Origin of the sequence: Colwellia sp. BRX10-4 (assembly GCF_014077465.1) — a bacterium.
Classification (GTDB): Bacteria; Pseudomonadota; Gammaproteobacteria; order Enterobacterales; family Alteromonadaceae; genus Colwellia_A.
The window spans coordinates 1-17,730 of the sequence record NZ_JACGVZ010000040.1; the positions used below are offsets into that span (position 1 = coordinate 1).

15 protein-coding genes are annotated in these 17,730 nt (G+C 36.8%); 8 read left to right on the top strand and 7 right to left on the bottom strand.

Annotation, left to right across the window (positions count from 1 at the left end):
* On the top strand, window positions 1-1,591 hold a 1,591-nt coding region (locus H4J67_RS18695), incomplete at its 5' end, for a TonB-dependent receptor domain-containing protein (RefSeq protein ID WP_182204663.1).
* 62 nt (window positions 1,592-1,653) lie between these two features.
* Here H4J67_RS18695 and H4J67_RS18700 read toward each other — a convergent pair.
* Together H4J67_RS18700 and H4J67_RS18705 are read right to left on the bottom strand one after the other, a co-directional pair.
* On the bottom strand, window positions 1,654-2,484 hold the full coding sequence (locus tag H4J67_RS18700; protein WP_070375574.1) for a S1 RNA-binding domain-containing protein: 831 nt from the start codon (window positions 2,482-2,484) through the stop codon (window positions 1,654-1,656).
* 70 nt (window positions 2,485-2,554) lie between these two features.
* Window positions 2,555-3,007 carry a TerB family tellurite resistance protein gene (locus H4J67_RS18705; RefSeq protein WP_070375575.1) on the bottom strand — a complete coding sequence of 151 codons (453 nt, stop codon included), beginning with the start codon at window positions 3,005-3,007 and terminating at the stop codon, window positions 2,555-2,557.
* 189 nt (window positions 3,008-3,196) lie between these two features.
* Here H4J67_RS18705 and nagX point away from each other — a divergent pair, with 189 nt between their 5' ends.
* The 5 genes from nagX (at window position 3,197) to H4J67_RS18730 (ending at window position 9,955) form a co-directional block, all read left to right on the top strand.
* A complete protein-coding gene (gene nagX / locus H4J67_RS18710; protein WP_182204665.1) occupies window positions 3,197-4,348 on the top strand; it encodes a transmembrane glucosamine N-acetyltransferase NagX in 1,152 nt (383 codons plus the stop codon).
* A 265-nt stretch (window positions 4,349-4,613) separates the two neighbouring features.
* Complete coding sequence (locus H4J67_RS18715; protein ID WP_182175481.1) at window positions 4,614-5,813, top strand: efflux RND transporter periplasmic adaptor subunit; 1,200 nt, start codon at window positions 4,614-4,616, stop codon at window positions 5,811-5,813.
* Between the two features lie 3 nt (window positions 5,814-5,816).
* Window positions 5,817-8,969 carry an efflux RND transporter permease subunit gene (locus tag H4J67_RS18720; RefSeq protein WP_182204666.1) on the top strand — a complete coding sequence of 1,051 codons (3,153 nt, stop codon included), beginning with the start codon at window positions 5,817-5,819 and terminating at the stop codon, window positions 8,967-8,969.
* A 174-nt stretch (window positions 8,970-9,143) separates the two neighbouring features.
* Window positions 9,144-9,446 carry a hypothetical protein gene (locus H4J67_RS18725; protein ID WP_182175482.1) on the top strand — a complete coding sequence of 101 codons (303 nt, stop codon included), beginning with the start codon at window positions 9,144-9,146 and terminating at the stop codon, window positions 9,444-9,446.
* A gap of 83 nt (window positions 9,447-9,529) precedes the next feature.
* A complete protein-coding gene (locus H4J67_RS18730) occupies window positions 9,530-9,955 on the top strand; it encodes a hypothetical protein (protein WP_182175483.1) in 426 nt (141 codons plus the stop codon).
* Between the two features lie 2 nt (window positions 9,956-9,957).
* On the opposite strand, the gene H4J67_RS18735 is transcribed toward H4J67_RS18730, so the two are convergent.
* From H4J67_RS18735 to H4J67_RS18745, 3 genes are all read right to left on the bottom strand, one after another.
* Complete coding sequence (locus H4J67_RS18735) at window positions 9,958-10,485, bottom strand: histidine phosphatase family protein (RefSeq protein WP_182175484.1); 528 nt, start codon at window positions 10,483-10,485, stop codon at window positions 9,958-9,960.
* A gap of 33 nt (window positions 10,486-10,518) precedes the next feature.
* Complete coding sequence (gene sthA / locus H4J67_RS18740; RefSeq protein WP_182175485.1) at window positions 10,519-11,955, bottom strand: Si-specific NAD(P)(+) transhydrogenase; 1,437 nt, start codon at window positions 11,953-11,955, stop codon at window positions 10,519-10,521.
* 88 nt (window positions 11,956-12,043) lie between these two features.
* Window positions 12,044-13,162, bottom strand: coding sequence for a fatty acid desaturase (locus H4J67_RS18745; RefSeq protein ID WP_182175486.1), 1,119 nt, complete (start codon window positions 13,160-13,162; stop codon window positions 12,044-12,046).
* A gap of 229 nt (window positions 13,163-13,391) precedes the next feature.
* On the opposite strand from H4J67_RS18745, the gene fabR reads away from it, so the two are divergent.
* Window positions 13,392-14,009 carry an HTH-type transcriptional repressor FabR gene (gene fabR / locus H4J67_RS18750; RefSeq protein ID WP_182175487.1) on the top strand — a complete coding sequence of 206 codons (618 nt, stop codon included), beginning with the start codon at window positions 13,392-13,394 and terminating at the stop codon, window positions 14,007-14,009.
* Window positions 14,010-14,014: 5 nt separating this feature from the next.
* Here fabR and trmA read toward each other — a convergent pair whose 3' ends face one another.
* The gene (trmA, locus tag H4J67_RS18755; RefSeq protein ID WP_182175488.1) at window positions 14,015-15,112 is read right to left on the bottom strand and encodes a tRNA (uridine(54)-C5)-methyltransferase TrmA; all 1,098 of its coding nucleotides are present in this window, start codon (window positions 15,110-15,112) and stop codon (window positions 14,015-14,017) included.
* 247 nt (window positions 15,113-15,359) lie between these two features.
* Between trmA and H4J67_RS18760 the strand changes: the two genes are divergently transcribed.
* Window positions 15,360-16,628, top strand: coding sequence for a DUF5610 domain-containing protein (locus H4J67_RS18760; RefSeq protein ID WP_182175489.1), 1,269 nt, complete (start codon window positions 15,360-15,362; stop codon window positions 16,626-16,628).
* 60 nt (window positions 16,629-16,688) lie between these two features.
* Here the strand turns inward: H4J67_RS18760 and H4J67_RS18765 are convergent, their stop codons facing one another.
* Window positions 16,689-17,132 carry an RNA-binding protein gene (locus tag H4J67_RS18765; protein ID WP_182175490.1) on the bottom strand — a complete coding sequence of 148 codons (444 nt, stop codon included), beginning with the start codon at window positions 17,130-17,132 and terminating at the stop codon, window positions 16,689-16,691.
* Window positions 17,133-17,730 lie beyond the last annotated feature (598 nt).

Here is a 17,730-nt window from a genome sequence, read left to right on the forward strand (position 1 = left end):
ACATGAAGAAGGTCATGATGAACATGAAGAAGGTCATGATGAACATTCAGACGAAGAAATTAAAGGTATTCTAGAGAACAGTGCCTCGAAGTCATCAGGTTTTAGCCTTGGTTCAAGTTATTTGTTTGACGCAGGATATATTGGCTTTTCGTATGGACGAATGGAAAGAACTTACGGTATTCCTGGGCACTCAGAACACGGTGAAGAAGAACATGAAGAAATAGGGGGTGAAATCGCTGAAGAAGGCGCTGTTTTTGGTGATTTAGTACAAGACAGATACCAATTACTGAGTGAAGTGAGTTTTGAAGACAGTTTTATTAATCGTGTAATGAGTAAAGCAGCCTACACAGATTACCAACATCAAGAAATTGAAGGAGGTGAAGTCGGTACTCAATTTAATAATGAGATGTTAGAAACACGCTTTGATCTTTATCATCAAGCCGTTGACGGTTGGAAAGGTGCATGGACATTGCACTATAAAGAAAATGATTTTAATGCGATTGGAGAAGAAGCATTTACGCCTCCTTCAAATACAGAATCAATTGCTGTTGCTTGGCTTGAAGAGAAACACATAGAGGATGTTTTATGGCAACTAGGTATACGTGCCGAACATGTAACCTTGAGTGCAAATGCTGAAGTTGAATCACACAGTGAACATAGCGATGAACTAGGCAGCCATGAAGAAGAGTTGCATTTTAATAAGCAGAGCTTTACGCCTATAAGCGCGTCTTTAGGCGCTGTATGGGAATATTCAAGGGGTTATAATGTAGGATTTTCTGCTGCGTTTTCTCAGCGAGCACCTTCAGCGAGTGAATTATTTTCGAATGGTGCTCATATCGGCACGAATACTTATGAAGTTGGGGCATTGTTTGAGGTACATGAAGAAGACCATGAATTACATGTAGACTTGTCTGATCAAAATGTTGAGCTAGAAACGGCTTATAATCTAGATCTTACTTGGAGAAAATTTGAAGGTGACTTTGGTTTCGTTGCTAGTGCTTTTTATAATCATATTGACGATTATTATTATCAAGCGAATACTGGGCTATTTGCAGAAGATGGACACGATGATCATAATGAAGCTCTAGAAGAACAGCATTTGGATGAAGGCGTAGAAGAGCATGCAGAGGAAAGCGAAGGTTTACCGGTGTATGTTTTCCAACAGAGTAATGTGGTGATGTTCGGTATAGAAGCTGAATTATTCTATCAAGTAACACCTTCACTTAAAGCTAGTATGTTTACCGATTATATCCATGCAAAAGTAACTGATGGCGACAATCTACCAAGAATTCCACCTATGCGTTTTGGTGGACAATTCAATTATATAACGGATGAATATTCGGCTGAGATTAGTGCAACGCATTATTTTAAGCAGTCAAATACCGCTGAACTTGAAAGTGAAACAGACGGCTATACCATGCTAGATGCTAACTTTAATTACTTTATTAATAATGTTGGCGACGATATGGTGGCATTTTTAAAAGTGAATAATATTACTGATGAAGAAGCACGAGTACATACGTCATTTCTCAAAGGTGTTTCACCATTACCGGCACGAGGGTTTACGGTTGGTATTAGAGGAAGTTTTTAAGCAGTAGAATAATAGCTTTGTAGATGAGGCTAAGGCTTCATCTACAAAGTATGTTTAACGATTTACTTTAATCTAAGACCTGACTTTTCAATCGTGATTTTGTCTTTCTTCAATAAGTTTCCAACTGTCGCTTTAAAGGTTTTTTTACTGACACCTAAAATACGTTGAATGAGCTCAGGCGAACTTTTATCATGTAATGGGCTAAATCCATCATTTTCTGCAATGTGAGCTAATAATTTATCAGCAAAGTCATTAACTTTCCCTTCACCTGAACGTGAAAGTGATAAATCAATACGGCCATCTTCACGTATATTTTTAATAAAACCGTCGACAACTTTACCAACACGTAATGGTTGAAAGATTTCATTGTCGTAAAGTAAGCCCCAATGCTTATCATTGATAATCGCTTTAAAGCCAAGATCAGTTTTTCCACCAATCATCAATTTAACTTTATCCCACTGTTGATAATCAGCAGGCCAAATATCAATATATTTGTCGAGCTTACTTGAAGCGGCAATTCGGTCCGTGGTGGTATCAAGAAAAATACGTACTAGATAATATTTTCCTTCTTCCATTGGTGTATGCTGTTGATTAAAAGGTACTAATAAATCTTTAGGTAACCCCCAATCAAGGAATGCACCCATTTTATTGAGCTGTTTTACTTTCAATGAAACAAATTCATCTACCTGGCCAAACGGCTTTTCAGTGGTCGCAATAATGCGTTCAGCTGAATCAACATAAATGAAGACAGTGAGTTTATCGTCTACTTTACAGTTTTCAGGAATAAAACGGTTCGGTAGTAATACTTCACCCAGTTCTCCAGCGCTTAAATAAGCACCTTTTTCGGTGACTGCAACTACAGAAAGGGTATTATATTTACCAATGTCGGCCATTTGAATTTACCAAGAAAATTAATATGAAAATCTTAGGGGCTATAATAACGCATATCAAAAATGAATGATGTTATTTTCTTGGTTTGGTTTGAATATATTCAGCGTGGCGTAGCTGAAGCAAATCGCCAATTTTGCGAATAACATGCTCTTCAATACTTGCCAGTTCACCATCGGCATAAGCCATATTCCATAACTGCTTAACAATTGATATTCGTTGTTCGATAGAAAAATGTTTATTTATTTTCGATGTATATCGATAAAAATCAGTCGCTTGTTCACTTTGAATCAGTGCTTGATCAATGATTTGTTTAACTTCTTCTTCATTCAAATGAAACTGTTCAACGAGTAACACGGCCAGTTTAGCTTGTTCTTGTTGGTCAAAGTGTCCATCAGCACGCATGACTTCACACAATAATACCGCACAGGCTAGCTCTATAGTTACCTCATCAGAATTTTTTTTAGTGTTATTGTCTGTTAAATCATCGGCTAGGTTTTGAAAAAATGAACTGATTTTAGTAAGCATGTTTATTCCTTAAATAAAGTAATCACTTTATTGTTACGCTCAGTAATAAAGAAAACAAGCACATAATAGCTATATTTGATAACAAAGTGTGTCTGATTGCTATTTTGTGCGGGTAATATTATGATAATAGCCTAATGACAGCGCTGTCTTGTTTGGTGGAGTTGTACTGAAAGTTTATAAGGTAAAAGAATGTTAAGTCAGTATCCCTCTGCAGTTATAAAAGCAAATCCAAATAAAAAGCGACTATTGTCAATTGACGCTTTACGTGGTTTCGATATGTTTTGGATTTTAGGCGCTGAAGGTTTGTTTGCAGCATTATTTATAGCGACAGGCTGGCCCATTCTTGCGGTGCTTGCACAGCAAATGGAACACAGTGCTTGGCATGGGTTTCGTGTTTATGATTTAATTTTTCCCTTATTTATTTTTCTATCAGGAGTCAGTCTAGGTATCGCAGCAAAGCCCTTATCTAGCTATGAGCCAGAACAAGCAAAATCGATTTTATATAATGGCATTAGACGTTTATTACTTTTAATTAGTTTTGGTATTTTATATAACCATGGTTGGGGCGGCGGTATTCCGACATCATTTGATAGTATCCGTTATGTTAGCGTACTGGGGCGTATTGGTATTGCGTGGTTTGTAGCGGCATTATTAGTTTGGTACGTCAGTGAAAAAATACAGTGGTTCGTTGCAGGCGGTATTTTAATAGGATATTGGTTACTACTAAGCTTAGTTACATTAGGTGGATATGGTGGCGGTGATTTTTCAGCGATTGGAGCATTGAACGCTTGGTTTGATCAACATTTATTACCGGGGTCAACTTATCAGGGGCTCGCCATTGACCCGGAAGGATTGTTATCAAATATAACATCGATTGTAAATGCACTAGCAGGTGTCTTCATTGGTCGTTATATGATAAAAAACATTTATACGCCCAAGACACTATTAACCGGTCTTTTGGTTATTGGGACCTCTATTTTATTACTCGGTTATTTATGGGGCATTTTTTTTCCAATTAACAAAACATTATGGACGAGTTCATTCACTTTAGTCACTATTGGCTACAGTATCTTATTATTGACGCTATTTTATTGGCTGATTGATGTAGTAGAGTTCACCCTATGGGCTAAGTTTTTCGCAGTAATTGGAACAAATTCAATCATTATCTATTTAGGTTCGAGTATTGTTGATTGGCAATATACCTCGAAAAGTATTTTTGGAGGCTTAATCAACTCTGTACCTGCAGGTTGGCAAGATTTTATTCTTTATGCTGGCATGGTCCTTTTACAATGGCTAGTCCTGTATTGGCTATATCGAAGAAATATTTTTATAAAAGTATAATAATTGGTTAAAAGGACGAATATTGTAAATGACTGTTTTTTCAATGCAGTCATTTTTTATATCAGCAAATAAATAGGACTTCTTTAACCTATTGTTTTTAAATTAAAAAAATATTTTTTTGTTTTGTTTTTACTGGATTTTTTATTCTGGCGCGTATCTTGTAACAAGCATTTACAACTTAATTGTTTGTATAGACTATTAATTAGCTATCCTGTAAACAATTAAAAGAATTATTAGTTCAGATCACATTTATGAGGACATAACCGTGACACGTAAAAAACAAATTATTATTTCTATTGCCATTCTAATTGTTGGCTTTTTATTATTTTTTGGCCTTTCAAGTATGAAGAAGCCACCGGAAGAAAAAGCTGAAGTTGACAATAGGCCCATCGTAGCCGTTGAAAAAATCCATATTGCGCCAATGGACCTTACCGTTAATTCATACGGTGTTGTTCAACCTAAATATGAAACTGAATTGGTGGCACAAGTTAGCGGTGAAGTCGTTGAATTAGCGGATGTCTTTGTACGTGGCGGTTTTGTTGCAAAAAACCAATTACTCGCTCGTATCGATCCTAATGATTACCAAGCTGCATTAATTGATGCGGAAGCAACAATGGCCTCTGCACGTGCTTCGCTAGAAAAAGAGCGTGCCCAAGGACAGGTAGCTGAACAAGAATGGAAACGCATTACGGATACTTCTCCTACTGAATTGAGCTTGCGTAAACCGCAACTTGCACAAGAACTTGCTAATGTTAAATCGGCACAAGCCTCTGTACTTCGAGCTAAACGTAACTTAGAACGTACCGAAATTAGAGCGCCTTATGATGCAATGATTGAAAGTCGTATGATTGGTTTAGGCTCTTTTGTCGGTACTGGCACTAAAGTGGGTAAATTATTAGGAACAGGGGTAGCTGAGGTTCGCTTACCCGTTGCCGATAATCAGCTACAGTTTTTAGTTTCGCAAGGTGAAGACGCACAGGTTAACTTGATGGGCACTTATGCAGGTAAAAATATAATTTGGCAAGCAAGGATCGCACGTAGTGAAGGTGTAGTTGATAACACAAGCCGTATGAGCTATTTAGTTGCTGAAATTCAAGACCCCTATGGCTTAAAAACTAAAAAAGAAACACTCGAGCATAAACCCATTCGCTTTGGCTCTTATGTTACAGCAGAAATCTTTGGTATTAGCCTTAAAGGTGTAACATTACTTCCCCGATACCTTGTTACCGATGGTCGTGTTGCTATTTTAGGGGCTGACTCAACATTGCACTATGTCGATATTACTATTGCTCGCGAGGACGGCTCGAATATGATCGTAACTGATGGTTTGAATGAAGGTGATCAAATCATTGTTTCAGCATTAGACTATCCCGTTGACGGTATGAAATTAGCCTTACAAGGTAGTAAAAGTGAAGTAACGATTGAAGAAGCTCCTGAAACACAAATCGCAAGTACTAAGGACTAGATGATGGATGATACCAATAAAGGCTTAATTGCTTGGTTCGCCCGTAATAGTGTGGCGGCAAACTTATTAATGATATTTATTTTAGTAGGTGGTTTTTTTACCATTAGCACTATTAATAAACAAATGTTTCCACAAATTAATATCAATTGGATCTCTTATACTGCGCCTTACCCAGGAGCTGCACCTCAAGAAGTTGAAGAAGGTATAACGATTAAAGTCGAAGAAGCTTTGGAAACAGTACAGGGCTTAAAGCGCGTAATTACTTATTCAAACCGTAATTTTTCAAACGGTTGGTTTGAAGTTGACCTTGATTATGATCCACAAATTGTTTTAGAGGAAGTTAAATCTGCCATTGACTCTATTTCTAGTTTCCCTGATGGAATGGAACGTATCAAAGTTGAGCGTGAAAAATTTCGTCAAGAAGTTATGTATATCAGCCTATATGGCGACTTAACCAATGGTGAGCTGAAAGAGTTAGGACGAAAAGTTCATAACGAAATTCAACAGCTGCCTTTTGTTAACATTTCAGAATTATACAGTGGGCTAGACTACGAAATATCCATCGAGGTGAGTAAAGATAAGTTACGCGAATATGATTTAAGTTTTAGCGATATTGCTCAAGCGGTCCGTGGTTACTCACGTAATATGTCTGCAGGACAAATTCGTGCAGAAAATGGTTATATTAACTTGCGTGTTGAGAACCAAGCTTATCGAGGATATGAATTTGAGCAAATACCTGTTGTTACCTTAGCTGATGGTTCTAAAGTTTTATTAGGCCAAATTGCAACAGTTATTGATGGTTTTAAAGAAGGCTTACAGTATTCAAAATTTAATGGTGAAAACTCAGTCACTATTTTTATTGGCGCTGCCAATAATCAAAGTATTACTGATGTTGCAGAAGTCATTAAAAAGTATGTTGATGATAAAGCGAAGATACTTCCTGAAGGCGTTAAGTTAGAAACTTGGGTTGATATGACCTACTATCTTGAAGGTCGCTTAACGATGATGATAGACAACATGAAAAGTGGAGCAATATTAGTTTTTATAATGTTAGCGCTATTTTTACGTGTTCGTTTAGCTTTCTGGGTAATGATGGGTTTACCCGTTTGTTTTCTTGGTACTTTATTTCTTATGCCATTAGAATTTATCAATGTTACTATTAATGTTATCAGCTTGTTTGCCTTTATCTTGGTGTTAGGTATTGTCGTTGATGATGCTATTGTGATGGGGGAGAGTGCTCATGAAGAAATAGAACAGAATGGCCATAGTACTGAAAATGTTATTCGTGGTATCCAACGAGTTGCCATGCCAGCGACCTTCGGTGTATTGACAACAATTGCTGTATTCCTGCCTTTTTTGTTTGGTGAAGGCCCTTCCGCTGCTTTTTTTAAAGCGATTGGCTCAGTCGTGATCCTTTGTTTAATTTTTTCTTTAATTGAGTCAAAGCTTATTTTACCCGCGCATTTGGTAAAAATGAAAATTAAGGCTTTTAATCCTAAAAATCCAGTTGATATATTACGTCGGTGGATTGATACCAAACTAAAAAACTTTATTGAGAATATTTATCGACCTGCTTTAATCACTTTTATTAGCTATCGTTACGCGGTATTAATGTTTTTTATCAGTTTAATGCTAATTTGTGCGGGATTGTTTAATGGCGGTTTTGTTCGCTCCGTTGGTCAAGCTAAGATCCCACATGATTTTCCTCGTGTTAATGTTGAAATGAATGTTGACGCCTCAGAGAAGGCAACATTGCAAACGTTATTAAATATTCAAGGTGTTATTAACACTATCGATAAAGATATTGAAGCGAAATACGGGCAGTCAATGATCTCTGATATGCAAGTTGATTTACGTAGCAGAACCAGTGGTCAATTGATGGTTAAATTAGTGATACCTGAATTACGGCCCATGAATACTTTTGAACTGGCCGATTTATGGCGCGCTGCTATTCCTAATTATCCCGGTGTAAAATCGTTTACTATTGGTGATAATTTATTTGGCTCCGGTCGAGATGATGGCGATATAGCCTTCAGATTAGAAAGTAAAGACGATGCACAATTACTCGCCGCATCGAGAGAGTTAAAAACTAAACTTAATTCTTTAAAAGGTATTGGTGATGTTAATGATAGTCGTCAAACCAGTGCCAAAGAAGTTCAGTTTGAATTAAAACCGCTTGCTTATAGTTTAGGATTAACTTTAGCCGAAATAGCTTCACAAGTGAGTTACAGTTTCTATGGTTTAGAAGCACAACGCATTTTACGTGACAGCGAAGAAGTGAAAGTGATGATCCGTTATCCACTTGAGCAGCGAAGCTCTGTTGGACATGTTGATAATGTGATGATTAAAGCGCGAAATGGTGCGGAATTACCTTTGTCAGAATTGGCTAATATTAGCTTACAAGAAGGGGTGACTAGTATTCGCCGAGAAAATGGTAATCGGACAATTAGTGTCTGGGCAAGTGTTGATGCTGAACAAGTTGAGCCATTTAAAGTTGCTAACGATATCAGAGATAACTTTATTCCTGAACTGTTAAGAAAATTTCCAAAAGTTCAAAGCGAATTGTCGGGGAGCATTCAAGAAGAAATGGATGGTCTAAATAGTCAGATACGTGATGGTGCTATCTCTTTTTTGATTGTATTCTCACTATTGGCAATACCGTTGAAGTCTTATTCGCAAGCGGCAATGATTATGGTGGTGATTCCTTTTGGAGTTATTGGCTCTGTATTCGGTCATTTTATTTTAGATATGGACTTAAGTGCATTATCCCTTATGGGAATATTAGCGGCGTCTGGTGTGGTCGTTAATGACTCCTTAGTCATGGTTGACTATGTTAACAATGCCAGAAAATCAGGTGTTAAACTAAAAGATGCGGTAATACATGCTGGCACTAAACGTTTTAGAGCTATCATGTTAACGTCAATAACAACCTTTATTGGTTTAGTGCCTATCATCTTCTTTGAGGTAAGTGCCCAAGCACAAATCGTAATTCCAATGGCGATATCTTTAGCTTTTGGGGTATTATTTGCGACCATAGTTACACTGGTACTGATCCCAAGTTTATATCTTATTATTGAAGATATTAAAAAGATCTTTAAGCGTAAAAAGAAACAACCGCTTATTGCTGAAAATACCGGTGATTTATCGGTTAACTAATCGATAGTATTTTTATCAAAGCCATTACTTTTGTAATGGTTTTTTTATGCGATTCATTAAATTTATTAACCAATACCTCTCTGCTAGTCCTGTCAAGAAAAGCTATCGTTAATAATAATAGCTGGCTATAATGGTGTTAATGCTAATATTAATAAATGAAGCGAACTCATTATAATGAAACATATTTATCTTTTTTCAACACTTACGCTCATGACTATAACGGGTTGTTCGACAACTGAAAATGCTTGCGAAGATATAACAATCGCGAGTGAACAAATTCAAATGTGCCAGTCACTTCAACGCCAAATAGCAGAGGCTAAAGGTAAACCTATAAAACGAACTGAGTTAGAACGTCGTTATCAAGTTGACTGCATTGACATTCGCTACTATCGTGATGACAAACAGCCAGCAATTTGTGGTAATAAACAAAAAATTGGCGAAGAAATTAAAACGCTTAAAAAAGAGGCCAAGCAGTAAAAGATTAGGCCCTTACTCGCTTACTTTAAGGCAAACTTTAGGGGTTGCTTTTCTTAAAATTAATCATCAAATGAGTGTGTCATATGTTTAAAAAAATAGTCAGTTTAGTCTTCACTTGTAGCTTTTTATTCTCATGTCAGCAAGCCGCTGAAGAAGTGACTAAAAGAGATACAGCCAATACCGAGGCTATTTCAGCCGCAGAGGTATCAATCATGCCTAAAAAAAGTTTGTCTGCTAAAGTGGAACCTGAGCAAATATCATTTACCGCGACAATTAAATATATGAATTTAGAAGGGGGCTTTTTTGGATTAGTTTCTAAAGAAGGTAAGCATTGGTTACCGCTGAATTTAGAAAAAGAATTCCAAAAAGATGGCGCTGTTATCAAAGTAACCGGCAAAGCTATCACGGGTATGATGACTATTCAGCAATGGGGAACTCCTTTTTCAATTACTGATATTGAATTAATTACTGCAGCGAATAAAGCGCCTGAAAATAAGAACCTGCAGTAGCTTTACTTACAGATCGAAGGTTGCATCAATAATGTTAGATGACGATTTTTGCCTGAAATGATGATTTGATAGATACCACGATATTCTTGTTCTGTTATTGGTGATACAGAGCTTTGGCTTAGTAATTCTGCCAATCGTACCGTGGTGTTACTGTGTCCAAACACTACAGTGTTTTCTTGTTCTTTGATTAATTGCCAGGCGAGTTGCTCTAATTTATTGGGCGCATAATTTTTGATCGCAAGTTGTTGCTGTTGTGCTAGCGGTGTAGCCGTTGCCATAGTCCGTTGATAGCGCGTACTGTATATATTTTCTATTTCTGCATTCTGTAGAATACGCGCAAGTTCTTTTGCCCTATATGTACCACATTGTGTTAATCCAGAATCTTCTTGATCAGTTTTGTTTTCAGCATGACCAATTAAATAAAGGCTGTAGCTTTTACTTTCCTTTTGTACATAAGCGTTTTCAGTCGCATTAACGATTAAAAAAGGTATGTTGATAAAAAAAATTAACAGTAAAATTAATTTATTCATAACATACCTTTTTCGATTTATGCTTATTCACTATTAAAATAAACGATTCAAACCATTCAATGCAGCAACACGAAATGCCTCAGCCATCGTTGGATAATTAAACGTGGTATTAACAAAGTATTCAATGGTGTTACCGCCATTGGTTTGTTGCATAATTGCTTGACCAATATGAATGATTTCAGCCGCATTTTCACCAAAACAATGAATACCTAAAATTTCTTTAGTTTCGCTGTGAAAAAGTATCTTCAGTGAACCGACTAAACTATTTGATATTTGTGCTCTTGCTAAATGTTTGAACTGGGCGCGACCAACCTCATACGGAATTTTTGCCGCGGTCAGTTCTTGTTCTGTCTTACCAACAGAGCTTATCTCTGGAATCGTGTAGATACCTGTAGGAATATCAGCAATAAGTTTTGCTGTACTTTGGTGATCTATCATCGCTGAAGCCGCTAACCGGCCTTGATCATAAGCGGCACTGGCTAAGCTTGGGTAACCAATGACATCACCTACCGCATATATATTGTCGACACTGGTTTGATATTGATCGTTGACTTTTAGTTGCCCACGCCCATCTGCTGATAACCCTGCATTTTCAACTTTTAAGTCGGCGGTATTACCTGTTCGCCCATTAGCAAAGAGTAAACAGTCGGCGCGCATTTTTTTACCCGATTCTAAATGAACAACCACAGAGTCGTCGGATGCTTCAACTCGTGCAATCGCTTCGCCATGACGTATTACTACACCATTATTCCATAAGTGGTAGCTGAGTGAATCAGACATTTCAGCATCCAAAAAAGAAAGCAGTCTATCTCGGGTATTAATTAAATCTACCTTTACACCTAAACCTCTAAATATAGAGGCGTATTCGGAACCAATAACACCAGCACCATAAATAATGATAGAACGGGGATCATGCTTAAGCGATAAGATGGTATCTGAGTCATAGACTCGCGGATGGTTAAAATCAATATCTTTAGGTCGATAGGGATGTGAACCCGTAGCAATAACAATTTGCTTTGCCGTAATTTGCTCAATAGCGCCTTCGTTATTCACTATTCTAAGCGTATGGGCATCAATAAAAGATGCTTCACCCGAAATCAGTTCAACGCGGTTACGATCATAAAAGCCACTGCGTAACTGAACTTGTTTACGAATAACCGAAGAGGCATGTTTAAGAATAGCTGGGAACGTTAAGTGTTTTGCTTTTTCATGCCCTCTAAAAAGTGGACTCGCGTTATACTCAATGAGTCGGCTAACACTTTGACGTAAAGCTTTTGAAGGAATAGTTCCCCAATGCGTACAACCACCGCCAACGTCTTTATATCGTTCAACAATAGCAACACGTTTTTCTTTTTTAGATAGCTCCATAGCCGTACCTTCGCCACCGGGTCCGGTACCTATAATTATTGCATCGTAATCGTAATCGTTATTTGTTTTCTTCTTCGTTTTAGCTTTATTTTGAGTTGCCAAAATCTTGCCTTAAATTCCTACTAAGATAAAAAAATTTTAGCAGGAATTTAGACGTCTGACCATGTAAAAGCTTATTAATCTAAGGGGTTTATGCCAGTTGGGTTAATAAGCGTTGAAAATGCTGTTGTTGGTCTGCCAAGTGCTGCTTAAATTCTTGGTATTGCGCTGCTAATTCAGAGCTCTCAACGTCGGCGATTAATTTATCGCGCCTACTGGCAAGTAATTTTTTACGCACATCATAGTAGTCATTAATTCTACTAATGAGTAAATCATATTCTTGCTGTAGTTTTTCTCGCATTTGTTCCGCATTTGGATGAGAGAGTAACTTCTTCTGGCTACGTTTAAGTACCATAGCTAAGCGCGCTTTTTCAATTTTGTCATCTGGGTAAGTCCGCAGTTTTGAGGTAAGCTTCAAAAATTCACAACCTTTAATCAACCATTTAGTTGGATCAAACTGCCACCAACGAATGCCGTTACGATAATCATTTTCAAAAATATGATGATAGTTATGATAGCCCTCACCAAAGGTTAAAAAAGCAAGAAAGCCATTATCTCGTGCAGTATTTCTTTCTGTGTAAGTTTGTTTCCCCCAGATATGTGCCAAAGAATTAATGAAAAAAGTAGTGTGATGGCTTAACACTAGTCGCAAGAAACCGACTAAAAGTAAACTACTAATAATATCGCCGTGCCATAAACCAAATAAAATAGGTACACCAAAGTTCATCAATATTGTTAGCAACAAATAATTTCTGTGCTGCCACATTACAATAGCGTCTTTTTGTAAATCACGGGTATTGTCGTAATTAGCATATCGATGCGCTTGATACTCACGCAGCATCCAACCGATATGTGAATACCAAAAGCCTTTTTTAGCTGAATAGGGATCTTTGTCATTATTATCGACATGCTTATGATGAACTCTATGATCAGAAGCCCAATGTAATATACTATTTTGTAAGGCAAATGCACCACCTAGTGCAAAAATGAAACGTAGCGAAGCATGTGCTTGATAGCTTTTGTGCGACCATAATCGGTGATAGCCAGCAGTAATAGACATACCACAATAGATAAAGCAGCATAGTGCTACTACAAGTTCAGTGGTATCAAAACCGTGTGTTATTGCACGATACGGGACGCCAATTGCGGCAACTAAAAAGGTAATTAAAAACACACTAAAATTTAGCCAAACGATTTTAGGTTTATTCATGTAATAAGAATTCCATCAGTAAAAAAACAAACACTAAGTAAATTATTTCAGTGTACACGTGTACTCTATTTTAACTTTGATCACTTTTCAGTCAAGGTAATTTTTATTAAATTTTTTATCTTTAATCGATAATACTGTATTTAAATGTCGATGTTAGTGATCAAGTTTCTAGTAAATAGATGAAAATTCAGTATGATATAAACAGGCTAAAGTATAGGTTAATGAAGTCATGAGCGGGATCCGGGCACAGCAAAAAGAAAAAACACGTCGGCAATTAATTGATGCTGCTCTTGGGCAGTTAAGTAGTGAGCGTAGCTTTTCGAGTTTAAGCTTACGGGAAGTCGCTAAAGAGGCTGGCTTAGCACCAACATCATTTTATCGACATTTCTCTGATATGAACGAACTAGGTTTAACGCTGGTCGATGAAGCGGGTTTAACTTTGCGTCAATTAATGCGACAAGCTCGCCAACGTATTGAAAAAGGCGGTTCTGTCATTCAAATATCTGTCGTCACCTTTATGGAGTTTATTGAAAGTAATGGTAATATATTTCGCTTATTATTACGAGAGCGTTCTGGAACATCAGCTGCTTTTCGAGCGGCGGTAAATCGAGAAGTGCGTTATTTCACTTTAGAATTATGTGATTATCTACAGCAAGCAAATAAGTTGAATGCAGATGTGGCTTTTTTACAAGCCGATGCAGCGGTGACTATCGTATTTAGTGCTGGTTCTGATGCGTTAGATGTTGATAAAGAGGATCGTCGACAAATATCAATGCGAACCATTCAGCAGCTGCGCTTTATAGCACGGGGAGCTGCTGAATTTAGCAATAGGGGAGTAAAAAAGTAAAAATTTTACTTTTTACGTGAAAGTATCACACCTGTTTCAACATGGTGGGTATATGGAAACTGATCAAATAACGCAAATTTTTCAATATTGTGTGTCTTTATTAGTTCAACTAAGTTTTCTTTTAATGTCTCAGGATTACATGAGATATAGACAATACGTTCAAATCGGCTAACTAACTCTACGCTATCAGGGTCAAGGCCTGCTCTTGGTGGATCAACTAATACGGTATCGTAATTATAGCTTTTGAGATCGAAACCTTCTAAACGACGAAATACTCGCTCACCGTTCATGGCTTGACTAAAGTCTTCACTGGACATTCTTATTATATCAACATTGGTTAACTGGTTTGCGGCGATATTATTTTGTGCTGATTTTACTGACGTTTTCGATATTTCAGTCCCTAAAACCCGATCAAAGTTTTCAGCGAGTGCGATACTAAAGTTACCATTACCACAATAGAGTTCTATTAAGTCACCATCGATATTTTGTGTGCCTTGCTTTGCCCAAAGTAGCATTTGCTCATTAACGTGCCCATTAGGCTGTGTAAAACTATTTTCTACTTGCTCGTAGATATAAGTTTTATCGCCAACAGTTAACTTCTCAGTGACATAATCTTTATCAAGGATAAATTTTTGTTTTTTAGCACGGCCAATAATATCAACAGGGGCTATTGCTGAAAGGGTCGTTTTTAGTGTTGCTGCATCACTTAGCCACTCTTCATCTAATTGTCGATGATACAACAAGCTTATTAAAAGCTCGCCACTGAGTGTTGATAAAAAATCGACTTGAAATAATCGATGACGAAGTGAAGGTTTATCTTTAATTTCGTCAAGCAAGGCTTTCATGGCTTGATTAATTAGTTTACTGGCAACGGGGAAAGTGTCGACGCGATACTTTTCTTTCGTTTCACTATTAAACATAATATAAAATAAGTCATCATTGTCATGCCAGACTCTAAACTCTGCTCTTAATCTATAGTTTAATGGCTCTGATCGAAAAACATCAAAATTTGGTAAGTCAAAATCACTAAACAATTTAGCGATATCATCCTGTTTGTTATCAAGTTGTTTATCATAAAATTGTGGTGCAATGTGACTAAACATATATAAGCCTTAAACGTAGAAAAAATTAAACAATATTATACTCAACTATAGTGAGTATTACAGAGGCGCTGAGTTTAGCGATTGTGATTACTTTGTCTAGTCATTTGTCTATAATTTTCTTACAAGAGACTGAGTTTTTCCTAAAGTTTTACGAAAAAATGCCGATATAATAGCCATATTAAATTTAAGGATCTTTAGATCTTTGATTGTGTCTAATTAAAATTTAATTAGACACCGGAGAGTAACAATGAATAAAATTGATAATCAGACAAGGTTGCCGAATTATGTAGGGAAAAGTCGTAAAAGTGAACCAGCAAATAATGAAGTCGTTAAACGAGAAATGCCAGCAGAGTCAGTTAATACACTGGCATTAAACCATCGTGCTGCCATTACAATGAAAATTATATCTCAATCAATTTCTAGTCAGATTTCAGCAAATTTTCAAAAGATTACCGATAGACCACAAGCAACTAATGTAGTGATGAGTGATATCAGCAAAACAGCGTTAAGTGAAAGCGAACCAGCAACTAGCCTTTTTGATTTCGAAGCAGTGGTTCGTAATGTTATGGACTTTGTTAGCTCTAGTATTTTAGCTGCCCAAGCAAATGGAGTGAGTGAGGATAAGTTGAAAGAGATGTTTGAGCAGGGGCGTGCTGGGGCGAATTTAGGTATTGATCAAGCAAAAGGCGATTTAAAAGATCTCGCCATGCTTGACGATGACTTAAACCAAGGTATAGAAAAAAGTCGTACGCTTATTAATAAGGGGATTGACGACCTTTATGAACAAATGTTTCCTCCAGCCAATAAATCGAATGAGAAGATAGCGGAGTTAACGCCAAGTATCAGGTCTACAGCAATTGATAGCGAATTATACACAAGCAATTCAAAAGGTAGTGAGCTGAGTATTACCACTACTGACGGTGATGTCGTTTCAATATCATTTAGCGAATTACAAGAATATGCCAGTAAAGAAGCTTACCAGTATCAAGAGAGTAGCCAAGGGGGATCGACAAATTATAGTAGTACCAGTAGTCAGTATCATGAAATTAACTTTTCTTATAGCGTAGAGGGGGAACTTGATAATGATGAAAAAGCAGCCATCGAAGCATTAATTAAAGACGTAAATTCACTACAAAAAGACTTCTTTAATGGCGATGTTAATAAAGCTTTTGAAAAAGCAGTTGAACTTAGCTTTGATAATAAACAGATAACTAGTTTTAGTATGGACTTGCAGCAAACAAAAACCAGTTATGTTAGCCAAGCGTATACAGCAGTTGCAGAGTTGGATGATAAATTAGCGCCTAGTGTCGGAAAAGACCTGAGGCCTTTAATTGACTTTTTAGATCAGTTTAACCAGCTACAAGAACAAGCAGATAAAATATTGTCTAAGAATGATGATGCTTTTGGTCAGTTACTTGATGCGGTCTTTAAAGCTGAGTTTGGTGACGATAAAGTCGCTAAAGAAAAGTTCGATAAAGTAATAGATACGGTTAGGTCTGACAACATTAAGCTCTAATAGATAAAATAAACCCACGCTAACGTGGGTTTATTTAGGAAAACTTACCAAGAATAATGGTTATTCTTCTTCGAGACTTTTTTCTGGACGTTCCTTCGCTTCACGAACTTTCAAAGTACGCTGCTGAAATTCAGTATCATTAAGCGATGTAACAGCCGCATCAGCCGCATCAGCTGACATTTCAACAAAACCAAAACCACGACGCTTTCCAGTATGTTTATCTTTCATTAAACGAACAGAATGAACTTGACCATGTTCAGAGAATAACTCTCTGATCGATGATTCATTTGCTCGGTAAGGTAGATTCCCTACATATAACGTTTTTATTTCTTCATCAGCACTTTCTGCAGTAGTTGATGAACCTATAAGTGGCGCAATAAAAGTACTTACTAAAACTAATATCGCAGTAATTTCTGGTGAGCTGCCAATAACAGTTGATAAAATGTAAGCAATTACAGCAAATATTACTGCGACGATAAATGTTAACCCTTGAGGAGACTTCATATATGAATACCTAATTATTATTTTAAATTCTAAATTAAAAAACTAAATTGCAATGTCCCTGCTACCCAGCCTTGAATATTGTACAAAGTACAAAGTTGTAAAAAAGATAAGTGTAATTTATATGCAAATAACACCTTACTTATATTAAGCAAAAAATAAAAAGTTTACTACACTAAATAAGCATATTAATTAAAAGCACTATTTTAGTGCTTATATAAGCCACTTTAAGTGGATTATTATATAGGAGGAATATAATTGCTGATGTTTTTTGAGCGATTAGGAAGTATATTGCCCATATTGTTTTTATTTTCAGCAAACAAACATAAAGATGAAAATAGTACTTGATCCTTTTCAAAATATGTCTAGAATGCGCTCCAGTTCCAAGGGGTTCAGTCAAAACGAACCACGAAAGAGCTGTTTTGATAAGTTATCTACATCACTTTAGGGTAAAGTAGTTAACTTAACGTTCTATGGATAAGGTTTGAATCTTCGAAAAGAAACTTCAAATTAAATTAAATAAAACGTTGACATCAAAACTGAGAAGCGTATCATGCGCATCTCGCTTCAGGCAAGGCCTGCAGCAACGGAGCAACGCTCC

Coding starts and splice junctions, on each gene's coding strand:
- H4J67_RS18700 (WP_070375574.1), bottom strand. CDS start 2,484: ATGGCCGACATTGGTAAATATAATACCCTTTCTGTAGTTGCAGTCACC.
- H4J67_RS18705 (WP_070375575.1), bottom strand. CDS start 3,007: ATGCTTACTAAAATCAGTTCATTTTTTCAAAACCTAGCCGATGATTTA.
- nagX (WP_182204665.1), top strand. CDS start 3,197: ATGTTAAGTCAGTATCCCTCTGCAGTTATAAAAGCAAATCCAAATAAA.
- H4J67_RS18720 (WP_182204666.1), top strand. CDS start 5,817: ATGGATGATACCAATAAAGGCTTAATTGCTTGGTTCGCCCGTAATAGT.
- H4J67_RS18725 (WP_182175482.1), top strand. CDS start 9,144: ATGAAACATATTTATCTTTTTTCAACACTTACGCTCATGACTATAACG.
- H4J67_RS18730 (WP_182175483.1), top strand. CDS start 9,530: ATGTTTAAAAAAATAGTCAGTTTAGTCTTCACTTGTAGCTTTTTATTC.
- H4J67_RS18735 (WP_182175484.1), bottom strand. CDS start 10,485: ATGAATAAATTAATTTTACTGTTAATTTTTTTTATCAACATACCTTTT.
- H4J67_RS18745 (WP_182175486.1), bottom strand. CDS start 13,162: ATGAATAAACCTAAAATCGTTTGGCTAAATTTTAGTGTGTTTTTAATT.
- fabR (WP_182175487.1), top strand. CDS start 13,392: ATGAGCGGGATCCGGGCACAGCAAAAAGAAAAAACACGTCGGCAATTA.
- trmA (WP_182175488.1), bottom strand. CDS start 15,112: ATGTTTAGTCACATTGCACCACAATTTTATGATAAACAACTTGATAAC.
- H4J67_RS18760 (WP_182175489.1), top strand. CDS start 15,360: ATGAATAAAATTGATAATCAGACAAGGTTGCCGAATTATGTAGGGAAA.
- H4J67_RS18765 (WP_182175490.1), bottom strand. CDS start 17,132: ATGAAGTCTCCTCAAGGGTTAACATTTATCGTCGCAGTAATATTTGCT.